This is a genomic window from Mycobacterium sp. DHQP2018-32-09 (assembly GCF_058148405.1).
Genome location: NZ_JBYVYK010000004.1, coordinates 1 through 21812, shown reverse-complemented (window position 1 = coordinate 21812; position 21812 = coordinate 1). Strand labels below are relative to the sequence as shown.

General features: G+C 70.4%; 17 protein-coding genes and 1 pseudogene. 11 read left to right on the top strand and 7 right to left on the bottom strand.

The window, feature by feature from the left end; all coding sequences use genetic code 11:
- Positions 1 to 11 precede the first annotated feature (11 nt).
- The 3 genes from AC30CM_RS03345 to AC30CM_RS03335 all read left to right on the top strand — a co-directional run bounded on the left by AC30CM_RS03345 (position 12) and on the right by AC30CM_RS03335 (position 3178).
- Positions 12 to 800, top strand: a complete 789-nt coding sequence (locus AC30CM_RS03345; RefSeq protein WP_490115404.1) for an amino acid ABC transporter ATP-binding protein — start codon at positions 12 to 14, stop codon at positions 798 to 800.
- 63 nt (positions 801 to 863) lie between these two features.
- A complete protein-coding gene (locus AC30CM_RS03340; protein ID WP_490115403.1) occupies positions 864 to 2477 on the top strand; it encodes a gamma-glutamyltransferase in 1614 nt (537 codons plus the stop codon).
- Positions 2474 to 3178: a YoaK family protein gene (locus AC30CM_RS03335; RefSeq protein WP_490115402.1), complete on the top strand. Its 705-nt coding sequence runs from the start codon at positions 2474 to 2476 to the stop codon at positions 3176 to 3178. The genes AC30CM_RS03340 and AC30CM_RS03335 overlap by 4 nt, the downstream gene beginning before the upstream one ends.
- Before the next feature lie 76 nt (positions 3179 to 3254).
- Here the strand turns inward: AC30CM_RS03335 and AC30CM_RS03330 are convergent, their stop codons facing one another.
- From AC30CM_RS03330 to AC30CM_RS03305, 6 genes are all read right to left on the bottom strand, one after another.
- A complete protein-coding gene (locus AC30CM_RS03330; protein WP_490115401.1) occupies positions 3255 to 4856 on the bottom strand; it encodes a gamma-glutamyltransferase family protein in 1602 nt (533 codons plus the stop codon).
- A 104-nt stretch (positions 4857 to 4960) separates the two neighbouring features.
- The gene (locus tag AC30CM_RS03325) at positions 4961 to 5305 is read right to left on the bottom strand and encodes a cupin domain-containing protein (protein ID WP_490115400.1); all 345 of its coding nucleotides are present in this window, start codon (positions 5303 to 5305) and stop codon (positions 4961 to 4963) included.
- Positions 5306 to 5378: 73 nt separating this feature from the next.
- Entirely contained in the window at positions 5379 to 8651 is a 3273-nt protein-coding gene (locus AC30CM_RS03320) for an NAD-glutamate dehydrogenase domain-containing protein (protein ID WP_490115399.1), read from the bottom strand.
- Between the two features lie 200 nt (positions 8652 to 8851).
- Positions 8852 to 9226 (bottom strand): SpoIIAA family protein, encoded by a 375-nt coding sequence (locus AC30CM_RS03315; protein ID WP_490115398.1) that lies wholly within the window; start codon positions 9224 to 9226, stop codon positions 8852 to 8854.
- Between the two features lie 67 nt (positions 9227 to 9293).
- Complete coding sequence (locus AC30CM_RS03310) at positions 9294 to 10442, bottom strand: ABC transporter ATP-binding protein (protein ID WP_490115397.1); 1149 nt, start codon at positions 10440 to 10442, stop codon at positions 9294 to 9296.
- Entirely contained in the window at positions 10439 to 12253 is a 1815-nt protein-coding gene (locus AC30CM_RS03305) for an ABC transporter permease subunit (protein ID WP_490115396.1), read from the bottom strand. Before AC30CM_RS03305 ends, AC30CM_RS03310 begins: the two co-directional genes overlap by 4 nt.
- Positions 12254 to 12327: 74 nt before the next feature.
- Between AC30CM_RS03305 and AC30CM_RS03300 the strand changes: the two genes are divergently transcribed.
- From AC30CM_RS03300 to AC30CM_RS03270, 7 genes are all read left to right on the top strand, one after another.
- A complete protein-coding gene (locus AC30CM_RS03300) occupies positions 12328 to 13461 on the top strand; it encodes an extracellular solute-binding protein (protein ID WP_490115395.1) in 1134 nt (377 codons plus the stop codon).
- Between the two features lie 24 nt (positions 13462 to 13485).
- Entirely contained in the window at positions 13486 to 14835 is a 1350-nt protein-coding gene (locus AC30CM_RS03295; RefSeq protein WP_490115394.1) for a flavin monoamine oxidase family protein, read from the top strand.
- A gap of 38 nt (positions 14836 to 14873) precedes the next feature.
- A complete protein-coding gene (locus tag AC30CM_RS03290) occupies positions 14874 to 15632 on the top strand; it encodes a FadR/GntR family transcriptional regulator (protein WP_490115393.1) in 759 nt (252 codons plus the stop codon).
- Positions 15629 to 16339: a PDC sensor domain-containing protein gene (locus tag AC30CM_RS03285; RefSeq protein WP_490115392.1), complete on the top strand. Its 711-nt coding sequence runs from the start codon at positions 15629 to 15631 to the stop codon at positions 16337 to 16339. The genes AC30CM_RS03290 and AC30CM_RS03285 overlap by 4 nt, the downstream gene beginning before the upstream one ends.
- A 116-nt stretch (positions 16340 to 16455) precedes the next feature.
- Positions 16456 to 17625: an NAD(P)/FAD-dependent oxidoreductase gene (locus AC30CM_RS03280; RefSeq protein WP_490115391.1), complete on the top strand. Its 1170-nt coding sequence runs from the start codon at positions 16456 to 16458 to the stop codon at positions 17623 to 17625.
- A gap of 10 nt (positions 17626 to 17635) precedes the next feature.
- Positions 17636 to 19174 carry an aldehyde dehydrogenase family protein gene (locus AC30CM_RS03275; protein ID WP_490115390.1) on the top strand — a complete coding sequence of 513 codons (1539 nt, stop codon included), beginning with the start codon at positions 17636 to 17638 and terminating at the stop codon, positions 19172 to 19174.
- Positions 19171 to 20328, top strand: a complete 1158-nt coding sequence (locus AC30CM_RS03270) for an aspartate aminotransferase family protein (protein WP_490115389.1) — start codon at positions 19171 to 19173, stop codon at positions 20326 to 20328. Before AC30CM_RS03275 ends, AC30CM_RS03270 begins: the two co-directional genes overlap by 4 nt.
- A 239-nt stretch (positions 20329 to 20567) precedes the next feature.
- On the opposite strand, the pseudogene AC30CM_RS03265 reads toward AC30CM_RS03270, so the two are convergent.
- Positions 20568 to 20978: pseudogene (locus AC30CM_RS03265) on the bottom strand (IS481 family transposase); the annotation flags it as partial.
- Between the two features lie 143 nt (positions 20979 to 21121).
- Between AC30CM_RS03265 and AC30CM_RS03260 the strand changes: the two are divergent.
- On the top strand, positions 21122 to 21812 hold a 691-nt coding region (locus tag AC30CM_RS03260; protein ID WP_490115388.1), incomplete at its 3' end, for a DUF222 domain-containing protein.

Genomic DNA, 21812 nt, shown 5'->3' with positions numbered 1-21812 from the left:
AAGGAGACGACATGACTGCCAATTCCGAGTCCGGGCAGGCCACGGCCCCCATCGTGTCGGTACGCAACGCCTGCTGCACCCTCGGCGGCCGACGCGTGCTCGACGGCGTCAACCTCGACGTCGACCGCGGCCAGGTGGTGGTGCTGATCGGCCCGTCCGGGGCGGGCAAGACCACGCTCCTGCGGTCGCTCAATCACCTCGAAACCCTGGACAGCGGTGAGGTTCTCATCGGTGGGGTGTCGATCGCCCACCGCGAGACGGGTTCGCAACGCAAGGTGGGCACGCAGGAACTGGCGCGCCGCCGCCGCGAGATCGGCTTCGTCTTCCAGCACTTCAACCTGTTCCCGCACATGACCGCGCTGGAGAACGTGTGGAACGGACCGGTCCGCGTGCTGGGCCAGCCCAAGGAGAAGGCGCGCGAGGACGCGCGCGCCCTCTTGGAACGGGTGGGACTGGGGGACAAGGGGGAATCACGGCCCAGCCAGCTCTCGGGCGGTCAGCAGCAGCGCGTCGCGATCGCCCGCGCCCTGGCCATGCGACCCAAGGTGATGCTGTTCGACGAACCCACCAGCGCCCTCGACGTCGAGATGGTGGGCGAGGTGCTCGAGGTGATGCGCGAACTCGCGCGAGACCAGATGACGATGGTGGTCGTCACCCACGAGATGCGATTCGCCCGCGACGTCGCCGACCGGATCATCGTGATGGACGGTGGTCGCATCATCGAGGACGCCCCGCCGGAAGAACTGTTCGCCCACCCGAAGAACGAGCGCACCAAGACGTTCCTGTCGACCATCCACTGACCGCACCGCGGTCGGCATCCACGGACCGCACCGCGGTCGCCACCACGACCTCACGAGGGGGTAATGAGCATGCCCACGTTCCCCGGGCCTGCGACGTTCACCGGAGCGATCGCGACACCGCACACCTTGGCCACCGATGCCGCCGCGGACGTCTACCGCGACGGCGGCAGTGCGATCGACGCGGCGATCGCCGCCGCCGCGGTGCTGTGCGTGGTGTATCCGCACAACGTGGCGCTCGGCGGTGATCTCATCGCGCTGGTGCGCACGCCCGGGGGAGAGGTGCGCTGTGTCAACGCCTCCGGGTGGGCGGCGGCGGCGGTCGACGCGGCGGCCCTGCGCGCGCGACACGGGGCGACACTGCCCGACCGCGGTGCGGACACGGTGACGGTGCCCGGCGGGATCCGGGGCTGGGATGCGCTGCGTCGGATGGGTGGTCGGTTGCCGTGGTCGCGGCTGCTGCAACCCGCCGAACGCGCCGCCGGGGCGGGTGTGCCGGTGGCGCGGTCGCTGCACGCACACCTGGTCGAGCCGGAGAATGCCGACCTGTTCGGCTCCGAGGACTTCGACCGGGCGTTCCGGCCGGGTGGTCGCCTGCTGGGACTCGGGGACACGCTGCGGCAACCGGCGCTGGCGGCGACGCTGGCCGCCCTCGCAACGGGCGGCCCCGACGAGTTCTACACCGGCGCCCTGGGTGCCCGCACCGTGGAGTTCCTACGCTCGCACGGATCGGTGCTCGACGAACGTGACTTCGCCGAGTTCGTTCCGGAGGTGGTCGATCCGATCTGGACCGACCATCGCGGCCACCGCGTGTTCACCAGCCCGCCGAACACCCACGGCTTCGTGATGCTGCGTGCGCTACGGGTGCTGGAGCGATTCGGCGTCGACGCCCCCCTGGGGTCCGGCCTCGGGGCGCTCATGCGGGCGTTCCACCACGGAAACCGGCTGCGCGCAGAGCATCTCGCCGATCCACGGGCGGCTGCGGTCGACGTGGCGGCGCTGCTCGACGGTGACCTCGGGGCCGCCTCGCCCGTCGCCGAGCCCGCGATGACCTCGGCGCCCGCGGCGACGGTGCCCCGCGGTGACACCGTCGGCGTCGCGGCGGCCGATTCGGACGGGTTCGCGGTGTCCCTGATCCAGAGCGTGTACCACGCGTTCGGATCCGGGCTGCTGGATCCGGCCACGGGCGTGCTGTTCCACGATCGCGGCACCAGCTTCTCGCTGGACCCCCGGTCGCCGAACGTCGTCGCCGCCAGGAAGCGGCCACTGCACACGCTCATGCCGGTCCTCACCACCCGTGACGGAGCCGTCCGGCACGTCCTGGCCACCATGGGCGGCCAGGGCCAGCCCCAGATCCTCACCCAGGTGCTGCTCCGGCTGCTCGACGGGGCCTCGGCGGCCGACGCTCTCGCAGCGCCCCGTGCCGTCGTGGGCCCTCAGGTGGGGGGAGCGACCGTCGATTCGGCGGTCGTCGAAGGCGACGTAGACTCCGATGCCGTGTCGTCAGTCGTCGCGTCCGGTCTGCGTGTCCTCGAAGTGCCAACGCACACCGAAGCTCTCGGCCAAGCCAACGTGGTCCGGGTGGACGGTGACGGCAGCTTCGTCGCCGCGGCCGATCCGCGCGCCGATGGCTCCGCCGTCGTCGCGCAGTACGCGCGTCCCAACCGGGCACCCGAGTGAGCGCACCCGCCGACACCCGCCCCTTCGCACTGCGTCATCTGCACGTGTGGCTGATGATGACGCTCACCGTGGTCACCGGTGCGCTGGACGCCGTCGGCTACCTGGGCCTGGACCGGGTGTTCACCGGCAACATGACCGGGAACGTGGTGATCCTCGGCATGGGTCTGGCCGCCGAGGAGGGGCTGCCGGTGGCGGGCCCGTTGATCGCGCTCATCGGCTACGTGCTGGGAGCCGCCCTCGCGGGCAGGCTGATTCGCGGCAGGCCGCGCGGCTGGAGCCGCGTGATCACCGCGATCGTGTGCGTGAACGCGGTGGTGCTCGCCGCCGTCGCCACCGCGCTGTTGGCGCCCGTCTCGGGACCGTCGCCTGCCGGGATCGCCTGCGCGGCCACCATCGCGGTGGTGATGGGTGCCCAGGCCTCGGTGGCGCGCTTCCTCGCCGTCACCGACATGACGACGGTCGTCGTGACCTCGACCATCACGTCCTACGCCAGTGAGACCCTGTTCAAGGGCGGACTCACCTGGTTCACCCACCGCCGCCTGTGGGCGGTCGTCGCCATCTTCGCGGGCGCACTCGTCGGTGGCCTGATGATGAAGCTGCACATCAGCGTTCCGGTGTACGTCGCGGCATCCGCCACCCTGGTGTGCGGCGTCCTCGGGCACGTGTTGTGGGGCCGGGCGACACCGCCGCCGGCGGCCTGAAACCCCGCCGCCGGCGGCCTGAAACCCCACCGCCGGCGGCCTGAAACCCCGCCGCCGCCGGCGGCCTGACGCCCGCTCAGGCGTGGCCGCGTGGCTGCTGCAGCACCGCCGCCGTCCCGTCGCACCGCGGGTCCGACGCCGCCGAGACGGTGCCGTCGGGCGCGGCGAAGACGACGTTGGCCTGTCCGAGCGATTCGGTGTGGGCCGGTAGCTCCGCGACCACCAGCCCGCTGGCGGCGAGGGCGGCGCGGACCGCCTGCGGTGCATCGGATTCGACGGAGACGACGTCGGCCGTGATCCCGTCGTACTGCGGACCGACGATCGCCCGCGGCGCGGCGACGGCGTCGGCGGCCGGCGTTCCCGCCATGGCGTGCAACAGGATCTGGGCGAGGATCTGAGGCTGGCCCTGTCCGCCCATCGTCGACAGCACGTGGCGGACGGCACCGTCGGCGACGGTCATGGCGGGCATCAACGTGTGCGCCGGGCGCTTGCGCGGGGCGATGACGTTGGGTGATGCCCCGTCGAGCGAGAAGCTGGTTCCCCGGTTGTGGAACAGGACCCCGGTCTCGGGGTCGACGAGGCCCGATCCGAACGCGTAGTAGACGCTCTGGATGAGGGATACCGCAGTGCCGTCGCCGTCGAGGGCGGACACCCCCACGGTGTCACCGCGCGGGACGAGGACCGGGGCCGCGGCGTCACCGACCGCGGTGAACTCGGTCGATCCGCCGTGGACGAGGGCCGCGACGTCGACGTCGGCGTACCGCGGGTCGGCCAGAGCGCGATCGCGAACGGCGTTGGCGTGGTGGAACAGTCGCATGACGGTGCCGAAGTCGCGGCCCAGCGGGTCGGTGAGCCGCAGTCGGTCGATGGCGTGCAGCACGCGCAAGAGTACGAAACCGTGGGTGTTGGGTGGGCTGGTCAACACGTCCAGACCCCCGAAACTCGCCGTCAGGGGGGCGCCGACCTCCGGCCGGAAGTCGGCGAAGTCGGACGCCTCGAGCGACGAACCCTGTGCACCCAGGTAGGCCACCGAGCGGCGGGCGAGGTCACCGGCGTAGAACTCGTCGGGCCCGCCGTCACGCAGACGCGCGAAGGTGCGTGCGAGTTCCGGTTGGTGCAGGACGTCGCCGGCGGCGGCGTCGTGGCCGCCGGGGCGGAACGCGCGGTCGAAGTCCTCGAGGCCGCGCAGGTCGGCGTTCTCGGGGTGGGCGAGGTGCCAGGCCACCGACGGTGCGACGGGTACGCCGTCGGCGGCCGCGGCCTCGGCGGCCGCCAGCGTCGCCGACCACGATCTGCGGGAACCGAACTGGCGCAGGGTTTCCCAGCCGCGGACGCCCCCGGGTACGGTGACCGTGTCGGCGCCGCGGGTGGGTAGGGCCGCACCGTGGACCGTCCGCAGCGTCGTGACGTCCGTGCGGCGGCCTGCCCACCCCGAGGCGTTGACGCAGTGCGCGCGTCCGTCGGGCGTGCGGACCAGGGCCACCAGGTCGCCACCGAGGGCCACGTTGTGCGGGTACACCACGGTCAGCACGGCTGCCGCCGCGATCGCCGCGTCGATCGCGGTCCCGCCGTCGGAGAACGCGCGCAGCCCGGCCTCGGTGGCCAGCGGGTGCGGGGCCGCGATGGCGGCGCAGCGGTGCACGGCCGAACGGGGCGCATTCATGGTCGGTGCGGTCACGGGTCGCCGTCCTCCTCGAGCGTGGGGCGGCGCGATCCACACCTACCCTATCGAATGATAGGACACTATCGAACGATAGGGAAGGTGTGGACCGGTACGGCGGATCAGGCCAGATACACCTTGCGCAGCCTCTCCGTCACCGTCCACGTGGTGCGGGCGCCCGCGGCGAGCCGGACGACGTCGCAGGCTCGGAGGTCGAGGGGCTCGGTGCCGTCGTCGAACTCCACCGTGGCGCGGCCCGACAACACGACGAACACCTCGTCGGTCTCGACGTCGGTCATGGTGCCCTCGGTCATCTCCCAGATGCCCACCTCCAGGTCGCCGAGGCGGCCGAGTTCGGCCACGCCCGTGCGGGGTGCACCTGCGACGGTCTGTTCGGCAGGCACGGCGGCGTACTCGAGGGGGATCTCACCGCCGCGGATGGAGCGGTTGGGCTGCAGCGTCGTCATCGAAGGTCTCCGTGGTTCCTGGGTGGTGTCGTGGCTCGTGGGTGGTGTCGTGGCTCGTGGGTGGTACGCGCGTTCACACCTGCGTCGTGGACAGCTTGCGCAGCTGCGACGTCGCGACCGACAGTACGGCCAAACCCGGTTCGGCCGTGGCCGTGATGTCGTCGAGCGTGCGGCGTGCCCGTTCGAAGCGACGCCGGTTGAACAGTTCGAACTCCTCGATGGCACTGCCCTCGTCGTGCAGTGCCACCCGCCGGGCGACGTCCACGGAGAGGTCGCGGATGGACCGGTAGAGGTCCTCGCGCAGCGCCAGCCGCGCCAGCGAATGCCACCGCTCACCCCGCGGCAGGGTCGACACGGCCAGCAGCAGACTGTCCACGCCGAGGTGATCGGACAACTCGAAGTACACCCGGGCCAGCAGGTGGGGATCCTCCCCGCACGCCGCAGCGGCCTCGACCACGTCGAGCAGGCTGTAGGCGTACAGGGCCTCGCTGATGGTGCGCGCGAGGTCTTCCGGGGCGCCTGCGGCGACGAACGCGTCGCGCGCCGCCGCCACCGTGGCGCGTTCGCGCCCACACAGCATGTCGCCCACGTGGCGTCGCAGCGCGCCGACCAGCGGTGCGAAGCGCGCGATCTCGGCATCGACGTCGAGCGGCTGCGGACGGTTGAGCAGGAACCAGCGCGACGCCCGATCCAGGAGGCGGCGACCCTCGGTGACGAGGAGGTTCTCGAGGTCACTCGGCAGATCGGCCGCGTAGATCGCGGCCCACAGGGCGTCGAGGTCGAACACCTCCGACGTCACGGCGTGGGCACGAACGATGTCGGCCGTGCTGGCGCCGGTCTCGTCGGCGATCCGGAAGGCGTAGGTCAGCCCGGACGTGGCGAGCAGGTGATTGACCGCCGAGGTCGCGATGATCTCGCGGCCCAGCGGGTGCTCCACGATGGGGCCACCCACCCGCTCGCGCAGCCTGGCGGGAAAGTACCCGTCCAGCCGTGCGGTGAAGCGCGCCGCGTCGATCTGCTCGCCGGTGAGCAGGTCCGCCTTCAGCGCCAGCTTCACGTGCGCCAGCAGCGTGGCCAGCTGCGGCGTCACCAGGCCGCCGCCGGTAGCGCGCAGCCGTGCGAATTCCTCTGCGGTGGGCAGGTTCTCGATGGCGCGGTCGAATCCGAGACGCGCTTCGAGGGCGTCGGTCATGCGCTGGTGCACCGCGACGAACTTGGCGGCACCGAACGTGGCGTCGGACAGGATCCGGGTGTGATCACGGTTGTTGGCCAGCACGAGTTCGGCGACGTCGTCGGCCAACTCGGCCAACAGCGCGTTGCGTTCCGACGCCGCGACGCGCCCGGAGCGCACCAGCGCGTCGAGCAGGACCTTGATGTTGACCTCGTGGTCGGAGCAGTCCACGCCCGCGGCGTTGTCGATGGCGTCGGTGTTGATCAGGCCGCCGGCCGCGGCGAACTCGATACGACCGCGCGGCGTGACACCGAGGTTGCCGCCCTCGACGATCACCCGGCTGCGCACCCGTGCCGCATCCACCCGGAGCTGGTCGTTGGCCTTGTCCCCGGCGTCGGCGTGCGTCTCGTCGCCGGCCTTGACGTAGGTGCCCACGCCGCCGTTCCACAGCAGGTCCACCGGGGCGCACAGGACGTGGCGGATCAGTTCGTGCGGTGGCAGTGCGGTGACGTCGTCGGGGATCCCGAGCGCGGCGCGTACCTCGGGTGAGACGGGGATGGACTTGGCCGTGCGGGGCCACACGCCGCCGCCGGCGCTGATGGCGCTCGGGTCGTAGTCGGCCCAGCTGGATCGGGGAAGGGCGAACAGGCGGCGCCGTTCGGCCGCCGCCACGTCCGCCCGGGGGTTCGGATCGATGAAGACGTGCCGGTGGTCGAAGGCGGCGACGAGGCGGATCGCCGGCCGCGCCAACATGCCGTTGCCGAACACGTCACCGCTCATGTCGCCGATGCCGACGGCCGTGAACGGATCGGTTCGGCTGTCGATGCCCAATGTCCGCAGGTGCGCGTCGCCGCTCACCCACGCACCCCGCGCGGTGATGCCCATCGCCTTGTGGTCGTATCCCGTCGAGCCGCCCGAGGCGAACGCATCGCCCAGCCAATAACCACGGTCTAGGGCAATGGCATTGGCGGTGTCGGAGAACGTCGCGGTGCCCTTGTCGGCGGCCACCACCAGGTAGGGATCGGAGCCGTCGTGGCATACCACGCCGGCACGCGGCGGCGTCGCCGCGCTGGGCGGCACGACGTCCACGACGTCGAGCAACGCCGAGACGAACTGCCGGTAGCAGCGCCGCCCGTGCGCGGCGCGGGCCTGCGCGTCCATCGCGTCGCCGCCGGCGGCGGGGTAGCGCTTGATGACGAAGACGCCCTTGGCGCCCGACGGGACGATCACGGCGTTCTTCACCGCCTGCGCCTTGACGAGTGCCAGCACCTCGGTCCGGTAGTCGTCGACGCGATCGGACCAGCGCAGGCCGCCGCGGGCCACCAGCGCGTGGCGCAGGTGCAGGCCCTCGAAGTCCGGTGCGGTCACGATGATCTCGGACAGTGGCCGCGGCTCGGGGATCTCGGCCACCTCGCGTGCCTGGATCTTGTGGGCCAGGTACGGTGCGGCGCTCGTCAGCGCCTCCGGAGCGAAGGCATTGGTGCGCACCGTCGCATCGATGAGGCTGCGGTAGGCGCGCAGCACCCGGTCGGCGTCGATGTGCGTGGCGGCGTCGATGCAGCGATCCAGTTCGGCGGCGGCCTGCGCCATCCGGGCCACGCGAACGGGATCGGTTGCGCCGCGGGTGGTGTCGGCGAAGCGAGCCTCGAAGGACTCGGTGATGGCCCTGGCGGCATCGGGATCGTCGAGCAGCAGGCGCTGGATGCGGGCCTGCCCGTACGGTAGCGAGATCTGCCGGAAGTACCGGGCGTAGCTGCGCAACACGGCGACCTGGCGCCACGTCAGACCGGCGCTGACGACCAGCGTGTTGAACTGGTCGGCCTCGATGCGCTCCGCCCAGATGGCCTGGAACGTCTCGCGGATGCGTCGCTCGGTGTCCGGGTGCCAGCCGGCCACCGCGGCCGCGGCGTCGTCACCGGCCTGCAGGGTGAGCCCGTAGGCGTACCCGATGCGGCCGTCGGGCCGCAGTGCGGAGTCGGTCTGCTCGTGCAGCACCTCGAGATCCATGCTCTGAAGTGCGGGCAGCATTCTCCGCAGCGGAACCGGTTGTGCCGCAGCGAGGGTGAAGTGCAGCTGGGTGGGGGAGTCCGAGCCTGGCGTGATCTCGACGACGATGCCGTCGGGAGTCGCGTCGTGCAGAGCGGTGGTGGTAGGGGGGACGGGCGTGGCGGACACGGGGACTCCTGGCGGGCTGGCGACGTTGCCGGTTGGCTGCCCAGTCAGTGTGGTGCCGCCGCCGCGGCGCCGCATCGGTCAGAGTGTCACGCATCTCGTGTCGGGGTTTACACAGTGTCGCCCGGGTTGCCGGGGTCAGCGGGGTCGCCGGGGGCTTGCGGCGCTGCCGGGTCCCGCGGCCGTCGCGACGCAGACGGGCCTCACGACGTCCCGGCGGCCCACCGCGCAGCGCGGTCCAGGTCGTCGAGGCCGAACAGGGCCAGCTCGCCGGGCACCAGCCACGCGAGCGCGTGCAGCGTGTGCACCACCCACGTCTGGTCGGTGACCACCGCGATGCGCGTGAACGCGGCGTGGTGGGAGAACAGCGCGCCGAATCCGAGTTTGAGGTCCTCGGCGAGTCCGCCCGGTCCGAAACCCTGGTAGTCGGGACCGATGACCTCCACGAAACGGATGTCGTCGGTCGCGAGCATGCGTTCCATCGTCGGCCGGAACGCGCGCATGTCCTCGCGGGTGACGCGGCCGGACACCCGGATCCCGGCGACGCCGGCGGGCAGGTCCGAGAGCTCCTCGATCATGTCGTCGATGATGCGCCGCCCGGCCCGCGACGCACCTCGGAATCGGCTGTGAACCTCCCGATGTCCGCTATCGGGGTAGGACCAGCGCGTGCCCGGGTTCCCAGCCGAGCCGCACCTGCTCACCGCGATCCCGTGGCTCCTCGCCGTCGTAGAGCAGCGCGGTGGTGCGACCCAGGTGTTCGGTCTCGACGACCACGCTGCGGCTGTTGCCCAGGAACGTCGACTCGACGATGATGCCGCGATCGACCGTTTGCACTCCGGCCCGCGGTGGCGGGCCGTCCGGCCGCCATACCCAGACGCGTTCGGGGCGGACGGCCACCATCGGGTCGATCGGCGTGCCTCCGACTCCGTCGGGGCCCTCCGCCGACGCGGTCGCCGCGAACTCCGCCGAACCCGCGATGGTCGCGGTGTACCGTCCCTCTGCGGAACGGCCGGTGACCGTCACCGGCCACAGGTTGACCTCGCCGACGAAGTTGGCGACGAACGAATCCGTGGGCCGGGTGTAGACCTCCTCGGGGGTGCCCACCTGACGGATCTCGCCATGGTTCATCACCACGACGCGGTCGGACATGGTGAAGGCTTCCTCTTGATCGTGGGTGACGTAGAGCGTCGTGATGCCGGTTTCCCGTTGCACGCGCCGGATCTCGTGGCCCAGCTGTTGGCGCAGGCGCCGGTCCAGCGCACCCAACGGCTCGTCGAGCAGCAGCACCTTCGGCACGGCGGAGATGGCCCGGCCCACCGCGACGCGCTGCTGCTGGCCACCGCTGAGCTGATCGGGCCGACGATCCGCCAGCGCCGTCAGCTCGACGAGTTCCAGGACCTCCTCGACCCGGGCGGCGGCCTGCGCGTCCGGAGTCTTGCGGACGTCGTGCGGGAAGCGGATGTTCTGCCTGGCGGTCAGATGCGGGAACAGCGCGTAATTCTGGAACACCAGCCCGATCTCGCGCTTCTGCGGCGGTACCCGCGTGATGTCGCGGCCGGCGATGGTGATGGTGCCCGACGTCGGATCGATGAGCCCGGCGAGGATGTGCAGCAGCGAACTCTTGCCCGACCCGCTGGGGCCGAGCAGCGTGACGAACTCCCCGGGCCGGACGTCGAGATCGATGCTGTCGAGCGCGGTCAGGCCGGCGTACTCGTGGTGCAGCCGCCGGATCTGGATGAACGGCTCGACGGCCTGCGTCTCGGTGGGGGGCGCCGTCTGGTGCGCGGTGGTCATGGCTGCTTCTCCACGGTGTCGGTCTTCTCGGATGTGGGCGTGACGGAGCGGCGCCGGGAGCGCACGCCCTGGACGGTGAGGAAGGCGGCCCCCAACACCACGACCAGCAGCATCAGCATGGCGCCGATGGCCGCGATCACGGGGCTCGATCCGCTCTTGAGCGACGCGTAGAAGTTGACCGGAAGCGTCTTGTCGAAGCTGGTCTGGAACAGCGCCACCACGGCCTCGTCCCACGAGCTGATGAAGGCGAGCAGTGCCGCGCCCGTGATCGCGGGGATCACGGTCGGCACGACCACCTTCCGCAGGGCGTGCAGATGGCTGGCGCCCATGGTCCACGCTGCCTTCTCCAGGCTGGGGTCGACGTTGTTCAGCGCGGCCGCGACCACCAGGTAGGTGAACGGCAGGGCGAGGATGCTCTCGACGAGCACCAAGCCCCACCACGTGCCCAGCAGGCCGATGCGGTTCTGCACGTCGAACGTGCCGATCGCCAGCAGGATCACCGGCACGATCACCGGCAGGTAGACCACGCTCACCACGACCGACTGCAGGCGCGGCCGGTCGTCGAGCGTACGTACCCAGCGGGCGATGAACACGGCGAGCGCGACGCACAGGACGGCAACCGCGATGCCCACAGTGACGCTCTTCTGCAGTGCGTCGGTCCACATCGGGTCGGTGAGTGCCACGCCGTACCAGTCGAGGGTGAAACCCCGTGGGGGCCAGGCGATGGTCGCGTCGACTCCCCAGGACAGCGGGAACACGAACGCGATGGGCGCGAACAGGAATGCGATGACGAGCACCGTCACCGCCCACAGACCGACCTTGACCGGGCCGCCTGCCATGGCCTGATCGCGAGACACGCCCTTGGCGCCGGTCATCGAGATGCCCGACCCGGCCGTCAACCCCGTCATGCGGCCGGCGACGGCGAAGCCGAGACACGTCAGGACGAGCAGCACCACGCCGAACGCGCTCGCAGGTCCCCAGCGGTAGTTCTGTACCTGCGTGGCGATGTAGGTCGAGATCGTGACGTCCTGTGGTCCGCCGAGAATGGCGGGAGTCAAGAAGAACCCGGTCGCGATGATGAAGTTCAGCAGCAGGGCGCCGACGATGGATCCGCGGATCAGCGGTAGGTACACCGCCGTGAACGCCTGCCGGCTGGAGCATCCCAGCGACTTGGCCGCGCGGGTCAGGTTGGGGTCCACGCCGCTCATGGCCGCGAACAGCACCAGGATCATGTAGGGCAGCAGGTAGTTCACCATGCCGATGACCGTGCCCGTCGTGTTGAACAGCAACTGCTGCTTGCCGACGCCGAGGGCGTCGAGTGCGCCGTTGACGGGTCCGTTCGAGGACAGCAGTTCGAGGAACGCGAAGAGACGCACCAGGATCGACACCCAGAACGGCAGCAGCACCAACATGAACAACGCCGTGGACGTCGAGCGCCGCAGCCGCGACATCAGGTACGCGGTGGGAAAGGCGAGCACGAACGTGACGAGCGTGGACACGGCCGCGGTGATCACCGTGTTGACCAGGACGTCGCGCAGCAGTGCGTCGGTGACGAGGCTGCCGTAGTTCGTCAGGCTGAATCCTGCGGGATCCCACGATGCGGCGCCACCCGGGTTGAGACTGCGCACCGCGATGCTGGCCAGCGGCCACAGGAAGAACACCCCGTACAGCGCGGCGAGAGCCACCAGCAGCGCCACGGTCGCGACGGGATAGCGCCGACGAGTCCTGTTGGTGGCCAGGTCCTTTGGTCCGTCCTGCGGACGTGGCGACGGCGCGCCGGTGTCCGGGGGGATGTCCGTAACGGTTCTCACGAGTTCCTCTTGACGTGGGCCAAATTAAAGATACAGTTCGATCGGTTAAAACAACCTGACCCAAAGGAGCGGCCATGTCAAGAGCAAGCTTCAAGCAGGCGGCGGCGATCGCCGCCGTGGCGCTCGTCAGCACCGTCACCGCCGCGTGCGGCAACTCGGCGGCGCCCGCCAACAACGCGGGCGAGTTCGATCCCGCGGTCTTCCCCGAATCCACGTTCAAGGGGCTGAGTGGCTCGCTGACCTGGTACGACTCCTCGGGCGGTCTGACCACCGACGCCAAGAACGAAACGGTCTGGAAGGACTTCACCGCACTCACGGGGTTGCAGGCCCGGGCGGAGTACACCGACGGCACGTCGACGAAGTTCCGGGCCGCGGCCGAGGCGGGCAACGTGCCCTGGAACCTCATCGAATTCGGCACCGGCGGCGAGTACTTCCAGGCGGCCAACGCGGGATTGCTCGAGAAGATCGACACCACCACCGTCCCCGTCGACAAGCTCGACGCCAGCAGCGTCGACGAGTACGGCATCCGCGTGGAAGACAACGCCGCGGTGCTGGTGTGGAACACCACGGCCCTCGGGGGCAAGACCCCCACGTCGTCGGCGGACCTGTTCAACACCAAGGACTTCCCCGGCAAGCGCTGCCTCTACAAGTACCCCGTCAGCGGCGGCACCATGGAGGTCGCGCTGCTCGCCGACGGCGTCGCGCCGGACGCGATGTACCCGCTCGACGTCGACCGGGCGCTGGCCAAGCTCGACACCATCAAGAACGACATCGTGTGGTGGGAGTCGGGCTCCACCGTTCTGCAGCTGCTCAACAACGGTGAGTGCTCGATGGGCATGGTGTGGACGGGTCGCGTCTACGACGCGATCGCCAAGCAGAAGCTGCCGCTGGCCTTCACCTGGAACGGCGGCCTGACCACCGCGGCCTACTTCGCCGTACCCAAGGGCGCGCCGGAATCGAAGGTGGGACAGGCGGCCATCGCGATGTGGATCTTGGATCACGAGGGACAGATCGGGTTCGTCGATCGCACCACCTACACCACGGCGATCAAGGACCTCGAGGCCACCGAGTACGACCAGGCCGTCCAGCCCTACGTCGTCTCGAAGCAGAACACCGACGGCGCCAACACGGTTGCCGAGAACGCGAAGTACTACGCCGACAACCTCGACGCCGTGTCGAACGCGCTGGCGGCGTTCCAGTCTCGATAACACGACTCGCGAGAACGGGAGAACATGTATCACGTCGTCAACGCACCTCAGGGTCCCTACGACGTCGCCGTCCTCGGCGGCGGCTTCGCCGGCGCCACCGCGGCCCGCCGGCTCACCCGGTCCGGTCTGCGTGTCCTGATCGTCGAAGGGCGCGATCGGCTCTCCGGCCGCATGTGGTCGCAGCCGGGGTTCTTCGACGGTCACACCGTGGAGTGGGGCGGAGCGTTCATGCTCGATCGACCCAGCTACCCCCTGGCCTGGCAGGAGATCGACGATCACGGCCTCGCGCTGGAGTGGGGCTCCCTGGAGCGCACCGAGCTGATCTGGCTGTCCGGCGGGGAACGGCGCGTGGGCCCGATGCCGATCCCACTGGACGAGCTGGCCTCGTTCGAGCGGCTCATCGTCCGCATCACGGAACTCGCGAAGCGCATCGACGTCGACCGGCCCATCGAGGAGCAGGACGTCGCCGATCTGGACGTGCCGTGGCCGACGCTGCTGGCGGACCTGCCACTGGGCCCGCACACCCGGGAACTGTTCGCCGCCCACGTCGTGACGCTGGCGGGCGACGACTGGCACGTGCCGTCGGCGCTTCCGCTGCTGCAGGCCGTCGCCGCGAGCGGCTCGGTGTCGGCGGCGACCTTCTTCGCCGCGCCGTACGACACCCCGATGGCCCGGACCCTCGGTCCGCAGCTCGCGGACGGCACCGGCGCGCTCTTCGAGGCGGTGCTGTCGGGTTCGGACGCCGACGTGCTGCTCGGCGTCACCGTCACCGCGGTGACCGACGAGGGCGACCAGGTGCGCGTGACCACGTCGACGGGTGAGATCACCGTTCCGGCGGTGGTGTGCGCGTTGCCGATCGGCGTGCTGTCGAACGTCGCCTTCTCACCTGCGTTGTCGCCGGAACTGCAGGCGCTCGCCGAACAGGGCGTGGCGGCGCAGGCCGAGAAGCTCACGGTGTTCGTCAGCAACTGCCCGGAACCGTTCTACGGACACGGGATTCCCCCGGAAGGCGGTTTCGCGACCGCGTCGACCACCCATCACGCGGGGGACCGGGCCATCGTCGTGGGCTTCACCTCCGAGGTCGGGATCCTCGACCCCGGTGACTCCGCGGCCGTCGAGAAGGCGTTGCAGCACTACGTTCCCGGCATCCGGGTCGAGGCGGTGGCGTTCCACGACTGGGCCGGCGACGAGTACTCCCGCGGCACGTGGAGTTACCTGCGCCCCGGGCAGACGACGATCCGGCCTACCGCGCGCCGCCCCCACGGCCGGGTGACGTTCGCGGGCTCGGACTTCGACACGCGTCTGGGTGTCGAGGGCGCCCTGCACACCGGAGGCCTCGCCGCCGACGAGGTGCTCGGTATTCTCGGTCGCTGAACCGCGGCTGACGACACGCGAAGGCTTGGAGGACGTCCATGGCGGTACCTCAAACGTCGGACATCTTGCGCGAGGTGATCTTCGCCCCCCTCGAGCACGGTGGCCGGACCAAGGTGATCTTCGACCGGCTGCGCAGTGCGGTGGCACTGGACGTCTTCAAGGACGGCGAGCAGCTGCCGTCGGAAACCGACCTGGCCGGACAGCTGGGCATCTCGCCGGTGACGTTGCGCGAAGCGCTGAGCCTCATGCGCGATGCGGGGCTGGTGGAGACGCGACGCGGCCGCACCGGCGGCAGCTTCGTGCGCCGCGACGGTTACGACGCCGTGGCCCATGGCCTCTCGCAGTTGGCCGAGATGTCGCTGGTCGACCTACGTGACCTCTCGGACTGGCGGATCGCGATCGCGGAGTCGTCGGCGGCGCTGGCCGCCGAACGCGCCTCCGACGAAGAGGTCGACGGCATCGGTCAGCACGCCGAGACGTTCGCCCGCTCCGACGACGCCGTGTCGGCTCGCCGCGCGGAGGGCCGGCTCGTCATCGCCGTCGCCGCCGCATCACAGTCGGTGCGGCTCACCAGGGCCACGGTGACGTGCGTCATCGACTACGGTCCGCTGCTGTCGGTCGCCTATCGCCATGCCGCGCTGCGCGAGCAGGTCGCTGCGCGGCATCGCGACCTGGTCGAGGCCGTGCGAGCGGGCGACCGGGATGCGGCTGCCCGTGCGGTCAGGACCGCAGGCGCCCACGTCGCCCACCATCTTGCCGGAGTGACCATCGACGCCCGAGTGAGGAGTTCCCGATGAACCGTCGCGCCGCAACGCCCGGGCGAACGATCGCGCGGTTCGCCGACCAGGTGGCCGCCAGGATCGATGCCGTGGTGCAACGGCTCGAGGACGTGGCCTCGGACGCACCGTCCGACGGTGGCGCGGTCGAGCACTTTCGTTCGGCGACACGACGGTTGCTGGCCACGGGTGATGACGACGACGTCCTCGCCGGCTCGGGCTTCGCAGCGTGTTACGACGGGCGCGAACGCCTGCCCGCCATGGTGTGGTGGGCGCGCCGCGGCGATGCGCTGGTCGAGCGATCACACAGCGTCGATCCGGATTCGGAGAGCTTCTACGACTACGCCGCACTCCGCTGGTTCCGGGTACCGGTCGGCTCGGGCGAGCCAACCCTCACCGGACCCTTCATCGACACGTGGGGAGCCGACGACTACACCGTCACCGTCTCACTGCCGGTGACCGGAGTCGACGGCCCGGTGGGAGTGGTGGCGGCCGACGTCGACGTGCGGCGATTCATCGCGTCGCTCATCACCGACCTGCGCGGGGTGTCCGCGCCCGTGGCGTTGGTCAACGAGTTCGACCGGGTGGTGGTGTCCACTGCGCCCACCCTGAGCACGGGCCTGCCCCTGCGACCGCGGGGCGCGACTGTCGATGAGTCGGAAGATTCTCAGCGGCAACGGGTTCCGGTGCCCGGCTTCGCCTGGTCGGTGGTGCTGGCTCCCTCGTGACCGGGCTTGACCTTTAAAACTATTCAACTATAGGATTTGGGTCCGCGGTGCGTCCGCGGTCCGTCGTCCGCCGCATTCGCGGCGACACGCAGATCTGCTCCCCTGGAGGATTCATGGTGACGACCCCGACGGTGGTCGTAGTCGGTGGTGGCGTGCTGGGCCTGTCCACCGCGCTGGAACTCGCGGTCCGCGGCGTCGCCGACGTCACGGTGATCGAACGGGCCCACCCCGGTGAGGGATCGTCGGGACGGTCGGTCGGCATGGTCGAGACGCAGTACTTCCGGGCCGACGACGTCGAGGCCCGCGTGTACGGCCGCCGACACTATGACCGAATGGCAGCCGACCACGGATTGCCCTATGCCGCATGCGGATACCTGCGTCTGGGATCCTCGGCATCCGATCTCGAGACGTTCGCCCGCAGTGTCGAGACGCAGCGCGCCTTCGGCGTCACCGACGCTGCGGTGCTCACCGCCGACGACATCACCTCCAGGTGGCCGCAGCTGGACATGACCGGCCGCAGCGGCGGGCTGTACGGCGCGTCCGACGGCCACATCGACGGATACGAATATTGCAGCATCGCAGCCAAACTCGTCACGAGCCTCGGCGGTCGGGTGTTGAGCACCCACGACCTGCTGGGCGCGGACGTCGACGCGAACGGTCGCTGGACGCTGCACACCAGCAAGGGCGACCTCGGGGCCGACGTCGTCGTCAACGCCGCAGGGGCCTGGGGCTCCCACGTCGCCGACCTGTTGGGCGCGCCGATCCCACTGCACCCGCAGTTGCACGGCGCCATCACGATCGACCTGGGGGCGCCGCAGGATCCGTTGCTGCCCTTCGTCATGGACTACGTCCCCGAATCGGGCACCGACGGCGTCTACTTCCGCTCCGAACGCGCCGACCAGTTGATCGCCGGCCTGCACACCGACGAGGGAGTGCACGACGCCGTGTCACCCGACGTCAAGCTGCGACGGGTCGGTGACGGCGAGGTGGAGCGCATCCTGACGTTGATGGCCGAACGTCTGCACGACGTCGACGATCTCGCGGTCAGCGGCAGCTGGCAGGGCATCTACCCCATGAGTGCCGACCACCGCCCGGTCGTCGGGCGACACCCCGATCGACCCACGGTGATCTGCGCGCTGGGAGCGGGAGGCTCCGGCATCCAATTGGCCCCCGCCATCGGCCTCGTGGCCGCCGAGGCCGTCCTCGACGTCGGGCCGACGTTCGACTGGACCGCGTCGTGGGCGCCCCAGCGCGCCGTCACCGCCCCCTACGGTCACTCCGTCTGAAAGGCCTCACATGACCACGTTGAACTACGGAAGCACTGCGCTGGCAGCCGAACTCGATCGCGACTACGAGGACGCGCTCGAGGCGGCCCGGAAGGCGCCGCCCGCCGCGCTCGGTCACGTCGTCGGCGGCTCCGAGCGATTCGAGGGCGACGTCTTCGAACGCCGCGATCCCGCCGACACCCGCCGCGTGGTGACCCGGGCGCACGCCGCCCCCGAGGCCGTCGTCCACGACGCCGTGACCGCCGCGCGGGCGGCGGCACGGCAGTGGCGCGCGGCGTCGTTCGCCGCCCGCGCCGAGGCGCTGCGGGCCGCCGCGGCTCGCTTCCGCGGCAGCGTCGTCGAGATCGCCGCGGTGATCTCGGCGGAGACCGGCAAGCCGCGCATCGAAGCCCTGGCGGAGGCGCAGGAGGCCGCCGACCTCATCGAGCACTACTGCGCCGAGATGGAACGCCACGACGGTTTCGTGACGCCACTGCGGTCCACGGCCACCGACGACACCACGGACGTCCTGCGGCCCTACGGGGTCTTCGCCGTGCTGGCGCCGTTCAACTTTCCCGTCGCGCTCGCGGTGAACATGTCGGCCGCCGCGCTGGTCACCGGGAACACCGTGGTGCTCAAGCCCAGCGACAAGACGCCGCGGGCGACGGCGCTGGCGGCCCGCCTGCTCGACGAATCGTTGCCGCAGGGCGTGCTCAACGTCGTGCACGGTGGCGCCGAGACAGGACGCGCCCTCGCCGCATCCGGCGTGGACGGCATCGCGTTCACCGGCTCGGCAGAGGTGGGCTGGGACATCGTGCGGGCCTCGTCGGCCGGTGCCTACGCCAAGCCGGTGCTCGCCGAGATGGGCGGCAGCAACCCGGCGCTCGTCATGGCGACGGCCGACCTCGACGACGCGGTCGAGGGCATCGTCCGCTCGGCCTACGGCTTTTCGGGTCAGAAGTGCAGCGCGACCCGCCGGGTGCTGGTGGACCGCGCCGTCCACGACGACCTGGTCGCCAAGTTGATCGCGCGCACCGCGGACCTCGTCGTGGGTGATCCCGCCGACGCGGAGACCTTCGTCGGTCCGCTGATCGACGCCGACGTCGCCGCCCGTGTGGCCTCCGCGCTCGACTGCGCGCTCGACGACGGTGCCGCGGTGCACGCGGCCGAGATCGTCTCACGTCCGGGCCATTTCGTGGCGCCGACCGTGATCACCGGGCTGCCGCGGGGCCACCGACTCACGCGCGAGGAGCTGTTCGCCCCCGTCGTCACCGTGACCGCGGTCGACGGCATCGACGATGCCCTCGCCGAGGCCAATGCGGTCGACTACGGGCTGTCGGCGGGCATCTTCTCCGCCGACGGCGGCGAGACCGATCGTTTCCTGGACGAGATCGCCGCCGGCGTGGTGTACGTCAACCGGCGCGAGGGTGCCACCACCGGAGCGTGGCCCGGTCTGCAGTCGTTCTGCGGGTGGAAGGCCAGCGGCTCGACGGGCAAGGGCGGGCTGGGACCGTGGTATCTGCCCGGATTCATGCGGGAGCAGAGTCGTACGGTGAGCACACGGCGATGAGCACCGCGGACCTGTACGCCCGGGCGTCACGGGTGATGCCGGGTGGCAACACCCGCTCGACCCTGTTCGTCGCACCGCATCCGCCGTACGCGGTGGCCGGGGAGCGCGCACGGGTCACCGACTCGAACGGGCACCGGACCATCGACTGCAACAACAACTACACGGCGCTGATCCACGGGCACGCCGATCCGGAGATCCTGGCCGCCGCGACCCGTGCCGCCGCCGCGGGTACCGCCTTCGGGCTACCGACCGCGTCCGAGGTGGAGATGGCCGAGACGCTCTCGCAGCGAACCGGTCTGCCGCGATGGCGATTCTGCAACTCGGGGACCGAGGCCGTGATGATGATGGTGCGCGGCGCGCGTGCCCATACCCGCCGCGATCTGGTCGTGAGGTTCGCGGGCAGCTACCACGGCACCTACGACGGCGTGGTGGCCACCGACGCGCCCGGGGTGCCGCAGTCGGCGGCGGAGGCGTCGATCGAGTTGCCGCAGAACGACGTCGACGCACTGGCCGATGCCATGGCCCGCCACGGCGACCGGGTTGCGGTGATCCTGCTGGATCTGATGCCGAACCGCGCAGGTCTGCGCCCGGTGTCGCAGGACTTCGCGGCGGCCGCACAGCGCCTGGCGCGCCACCATGGCGCGCTGCTGGCGGTCGACGAGGTGATCAGCTTCCGGTTGGGCGAAGGCGGACTGCACCGCGACTACGGCCTGGTGCCGGACCTGGTGTCGCTGGGCAAGATCATCGGCGGCGGATTCCCGGTGGGAGCGGTGGGCGGACGGGCCGACGTGCTCGACGCGTTCAGTCCGCTGGGGCGTGGCCCGGTGACGTGGGGTGGTACGTTCAGCGCCAATCCCGTGACGATGGCTGCGGGACTGGTTGCGCTGCAACGGTTCTCCGGATCGGTCATCGACGATCTCAACGCTCGCGGTGACGGGCTGCGACGTCGGTTGAGCGATGCCGGCGTCCGCGTGCACGGTCGGGGCTCGCTGCTGCGACTGCACGTCGAGGATGCCACCGCGACGTGGTGGCGGCTGTACGAGGCGGGGGTACTCGCCGGCACGAACGGCCTGCTCGCACTGTCGACCGTGATGACCGACGAGGACGTCGACCACATCGAGCGGTGCGTCCTGGAGTGCGTACCCGCGGAGTAGCCCTCCCTCAGCAGGGCCAGTGATGTCCCGGGGACCTCGCTGACACCCGTCGTGTTCGGCCCCCGCGGTTGCCTGGCCCGCCAATGCGGAAGTGCTCGGGATCCAACCGGAACTGACTCGTGTCTCACGCTGCGCCTACCGAGGGGTGCGTCGCTCCCGTGCCGTGGGGCCGGCAGGGTTGGTCGACTGCCGACTACGCGTATGTCATCTCTCAGGACATCGGTGACAGTTCTGCATCACGCTGAGCGGGGCTTTTTCTTCGGCTCGGGCTGCGACACTCCGGCTGCGCGGAAGATGCGCGCCAGCGATGCGATGGAGGGAACCTGCTCGAACCCCATGGCGCGCATCTTCTCGTACACGCTGATCGGCCCGTGATCGAGACCTGAGGCCTCCAGGGCTGCACGCACGGTCACGACCTGCAGTTTCAACTCAGCGCTCAGAGTTGATGGACTCGACTTGGGCCGCCGAGTTCGAGGTTCGAGCACTGCGGCCGGACCGTCAGTCGCGGCGCGTTTGTGGAGTTCGTAGAACGACTTACGGGAAATGCCGTGCTCGGCGCAGAAGGTCGAGACCGCTCCACGGGGTGCATCATCGGGCCACTGGGAGATCGCGAGACGAACGCGAGGATCGATGGGTTCATTGCCAGCCACGACCGGAACTCTGACGCAGAAGTGTCACCACCAAGACCGCCCAAAGTGTCACCGATGTCGTGATGCAGAACTGTCACCGATGTCCTGAGAGATGACACGCTTCAGCACCCCGGCTTGTCGGTGGTCGAATGTATGTTCGAGTGGTGGGGTTGGGTGAGGTTCGGGTGGCGGTGGCGGGGTTGCGGGCCGCGTTCGCCGGCTGCGACCTGGACGCCGTGACCCTCGACGAACTGTTCGCCCTGGGCGACGAGCTGGAGTCCCTGGGCTGCGCGCTGCCGGCGCAGTGGCACCGGGTGCTGACCGAGTTGCAGTGCCGCACCACCCCCAAGGAGGTCGGGGCCAAGTCGTGGCGGGAGGTGGTGGCGGTGCGGTGGCGGCTCTCGGGGCGGGAGGCGAGTCGCCGGCTGGCCGAGGCCGCGGTGTTGGGGCCGCGGCGTTCGGTGGCCGGGGAGGCGTTGGCGCCGGTGTTGCCGGCGTTGGCGGCCGCCCAAGCCGGCGGGTTGCTCACCGGGGAGCACGTGGCCGTGATCCGCGACGGGCTGCGCGAGGTGCCCGGCTGGGTGAGCCGCGTGGAGCGCGAACGCCTCGAACTGGACTGGGTACGCCACGCGGTGGGGCACGGTCCCAAGGAGTTGCGGGATCAGATCGGGCTGGCGTTGGCCGAGATCGACCCCGACGGCCCTGAACCCACGGATGGGGAGCCCGAACGGATGCGGCGGCGGGAGGTGGTGATCGGTTCCCAGCGGCGTGACCGCACCGTGCCCATGTCGGCGACGTTGACCCCGGAGGCGGCGGCGCTGCTGGAGGTGTTGTTGGCCAAGTACGCCGCCCCGG

What these genes read in the sequence shown, in the direction of transcription:
- AC30CM_RS03345 (WP_490115404.1), top strand. Translation starts at nt 12, where the DNA reads ATGACTGCCAATTCCGAGTCCGGGCAGGCCACGGCCCCCATCGTGTCG.
- AC30CM_RS03340 (WP_490115403.1), top strand. Translation starts at nt 864, where the DNA reads ATGAGCATGCCCACGTTCCCCGGGCCTGCGACGTTCACCGGAGCGATC.
- AC30CM_RS03325 (WP_490115400.1), bottom strand. Translation starts at nt 5,305, where the DNA reads ATGACGACGCTGCAGCCCAACCGCTCCATCCGCGGCGGTGAGATCCCC.
- AC30CM_RS03315 (WP_490115398.1), bottom strand. Translation starts at nt 9,226, where the DNA reads ATGATCGAGGAGCTCTCGGACCTGCCCGCCGGCGTCGCCGGGATCCGG.
- AC30CM_RS03310 (WP_490115397.1), bottom strand. Translation starts at nt 10,442, where the DNA reads ATGACCACCGCGCACCAGACGGCGCCCCCCACCGAGACGCAGGCCGTC.
- AC30CM_RS03300 (WP_490115395.1), top strand. Translation starts at nt 12,328, where the DNA reads ATGTCAAGAGCAAGCTTCAAGCAGGCGGCGGCGATCGCCGCCGTGGCG.
- AC30CM_RS03295 (WP_490115394.1), top strand. Translation starts at nt 13,486, where the DNA reads ATGTATCACGTCGTCAACGCACCTCAGGGTCCCTACGACGTCGCCGTC.
- AC30CM_RS03290 (WP_490115393.1), top strand. Translation starts at nt 14,874, where the DNA reads ATGGCGGTACCTCAAACGTCGGACATCTTGCGCGAGGTGATCTTCGCC.
- AC30CM_RS03285 (WP_490115392.1), top strand. Translation starts at nt 15,629, where the DNA reads ATGAACCGTCGCGCCGCAACGCCCGGGCGAACGATCGCGCGGTTCGCC.
- AC30CM_RS03275 (WP_490115390.1), top strand. Translation starts at nt 17,636, where the DNA reads ATGACCACGTTGAACTACGGAAGCACTGCGCTGGCAGCCGAACTCGAT.
- AC30CM_RS03270 (WP_490115389.1), top strand. Translation starts at nt 19,171, where the DNA reads ATGAGCACCGCGGACCTGTACGCCCGGGCGTCACGGGTGATGCCGGGT.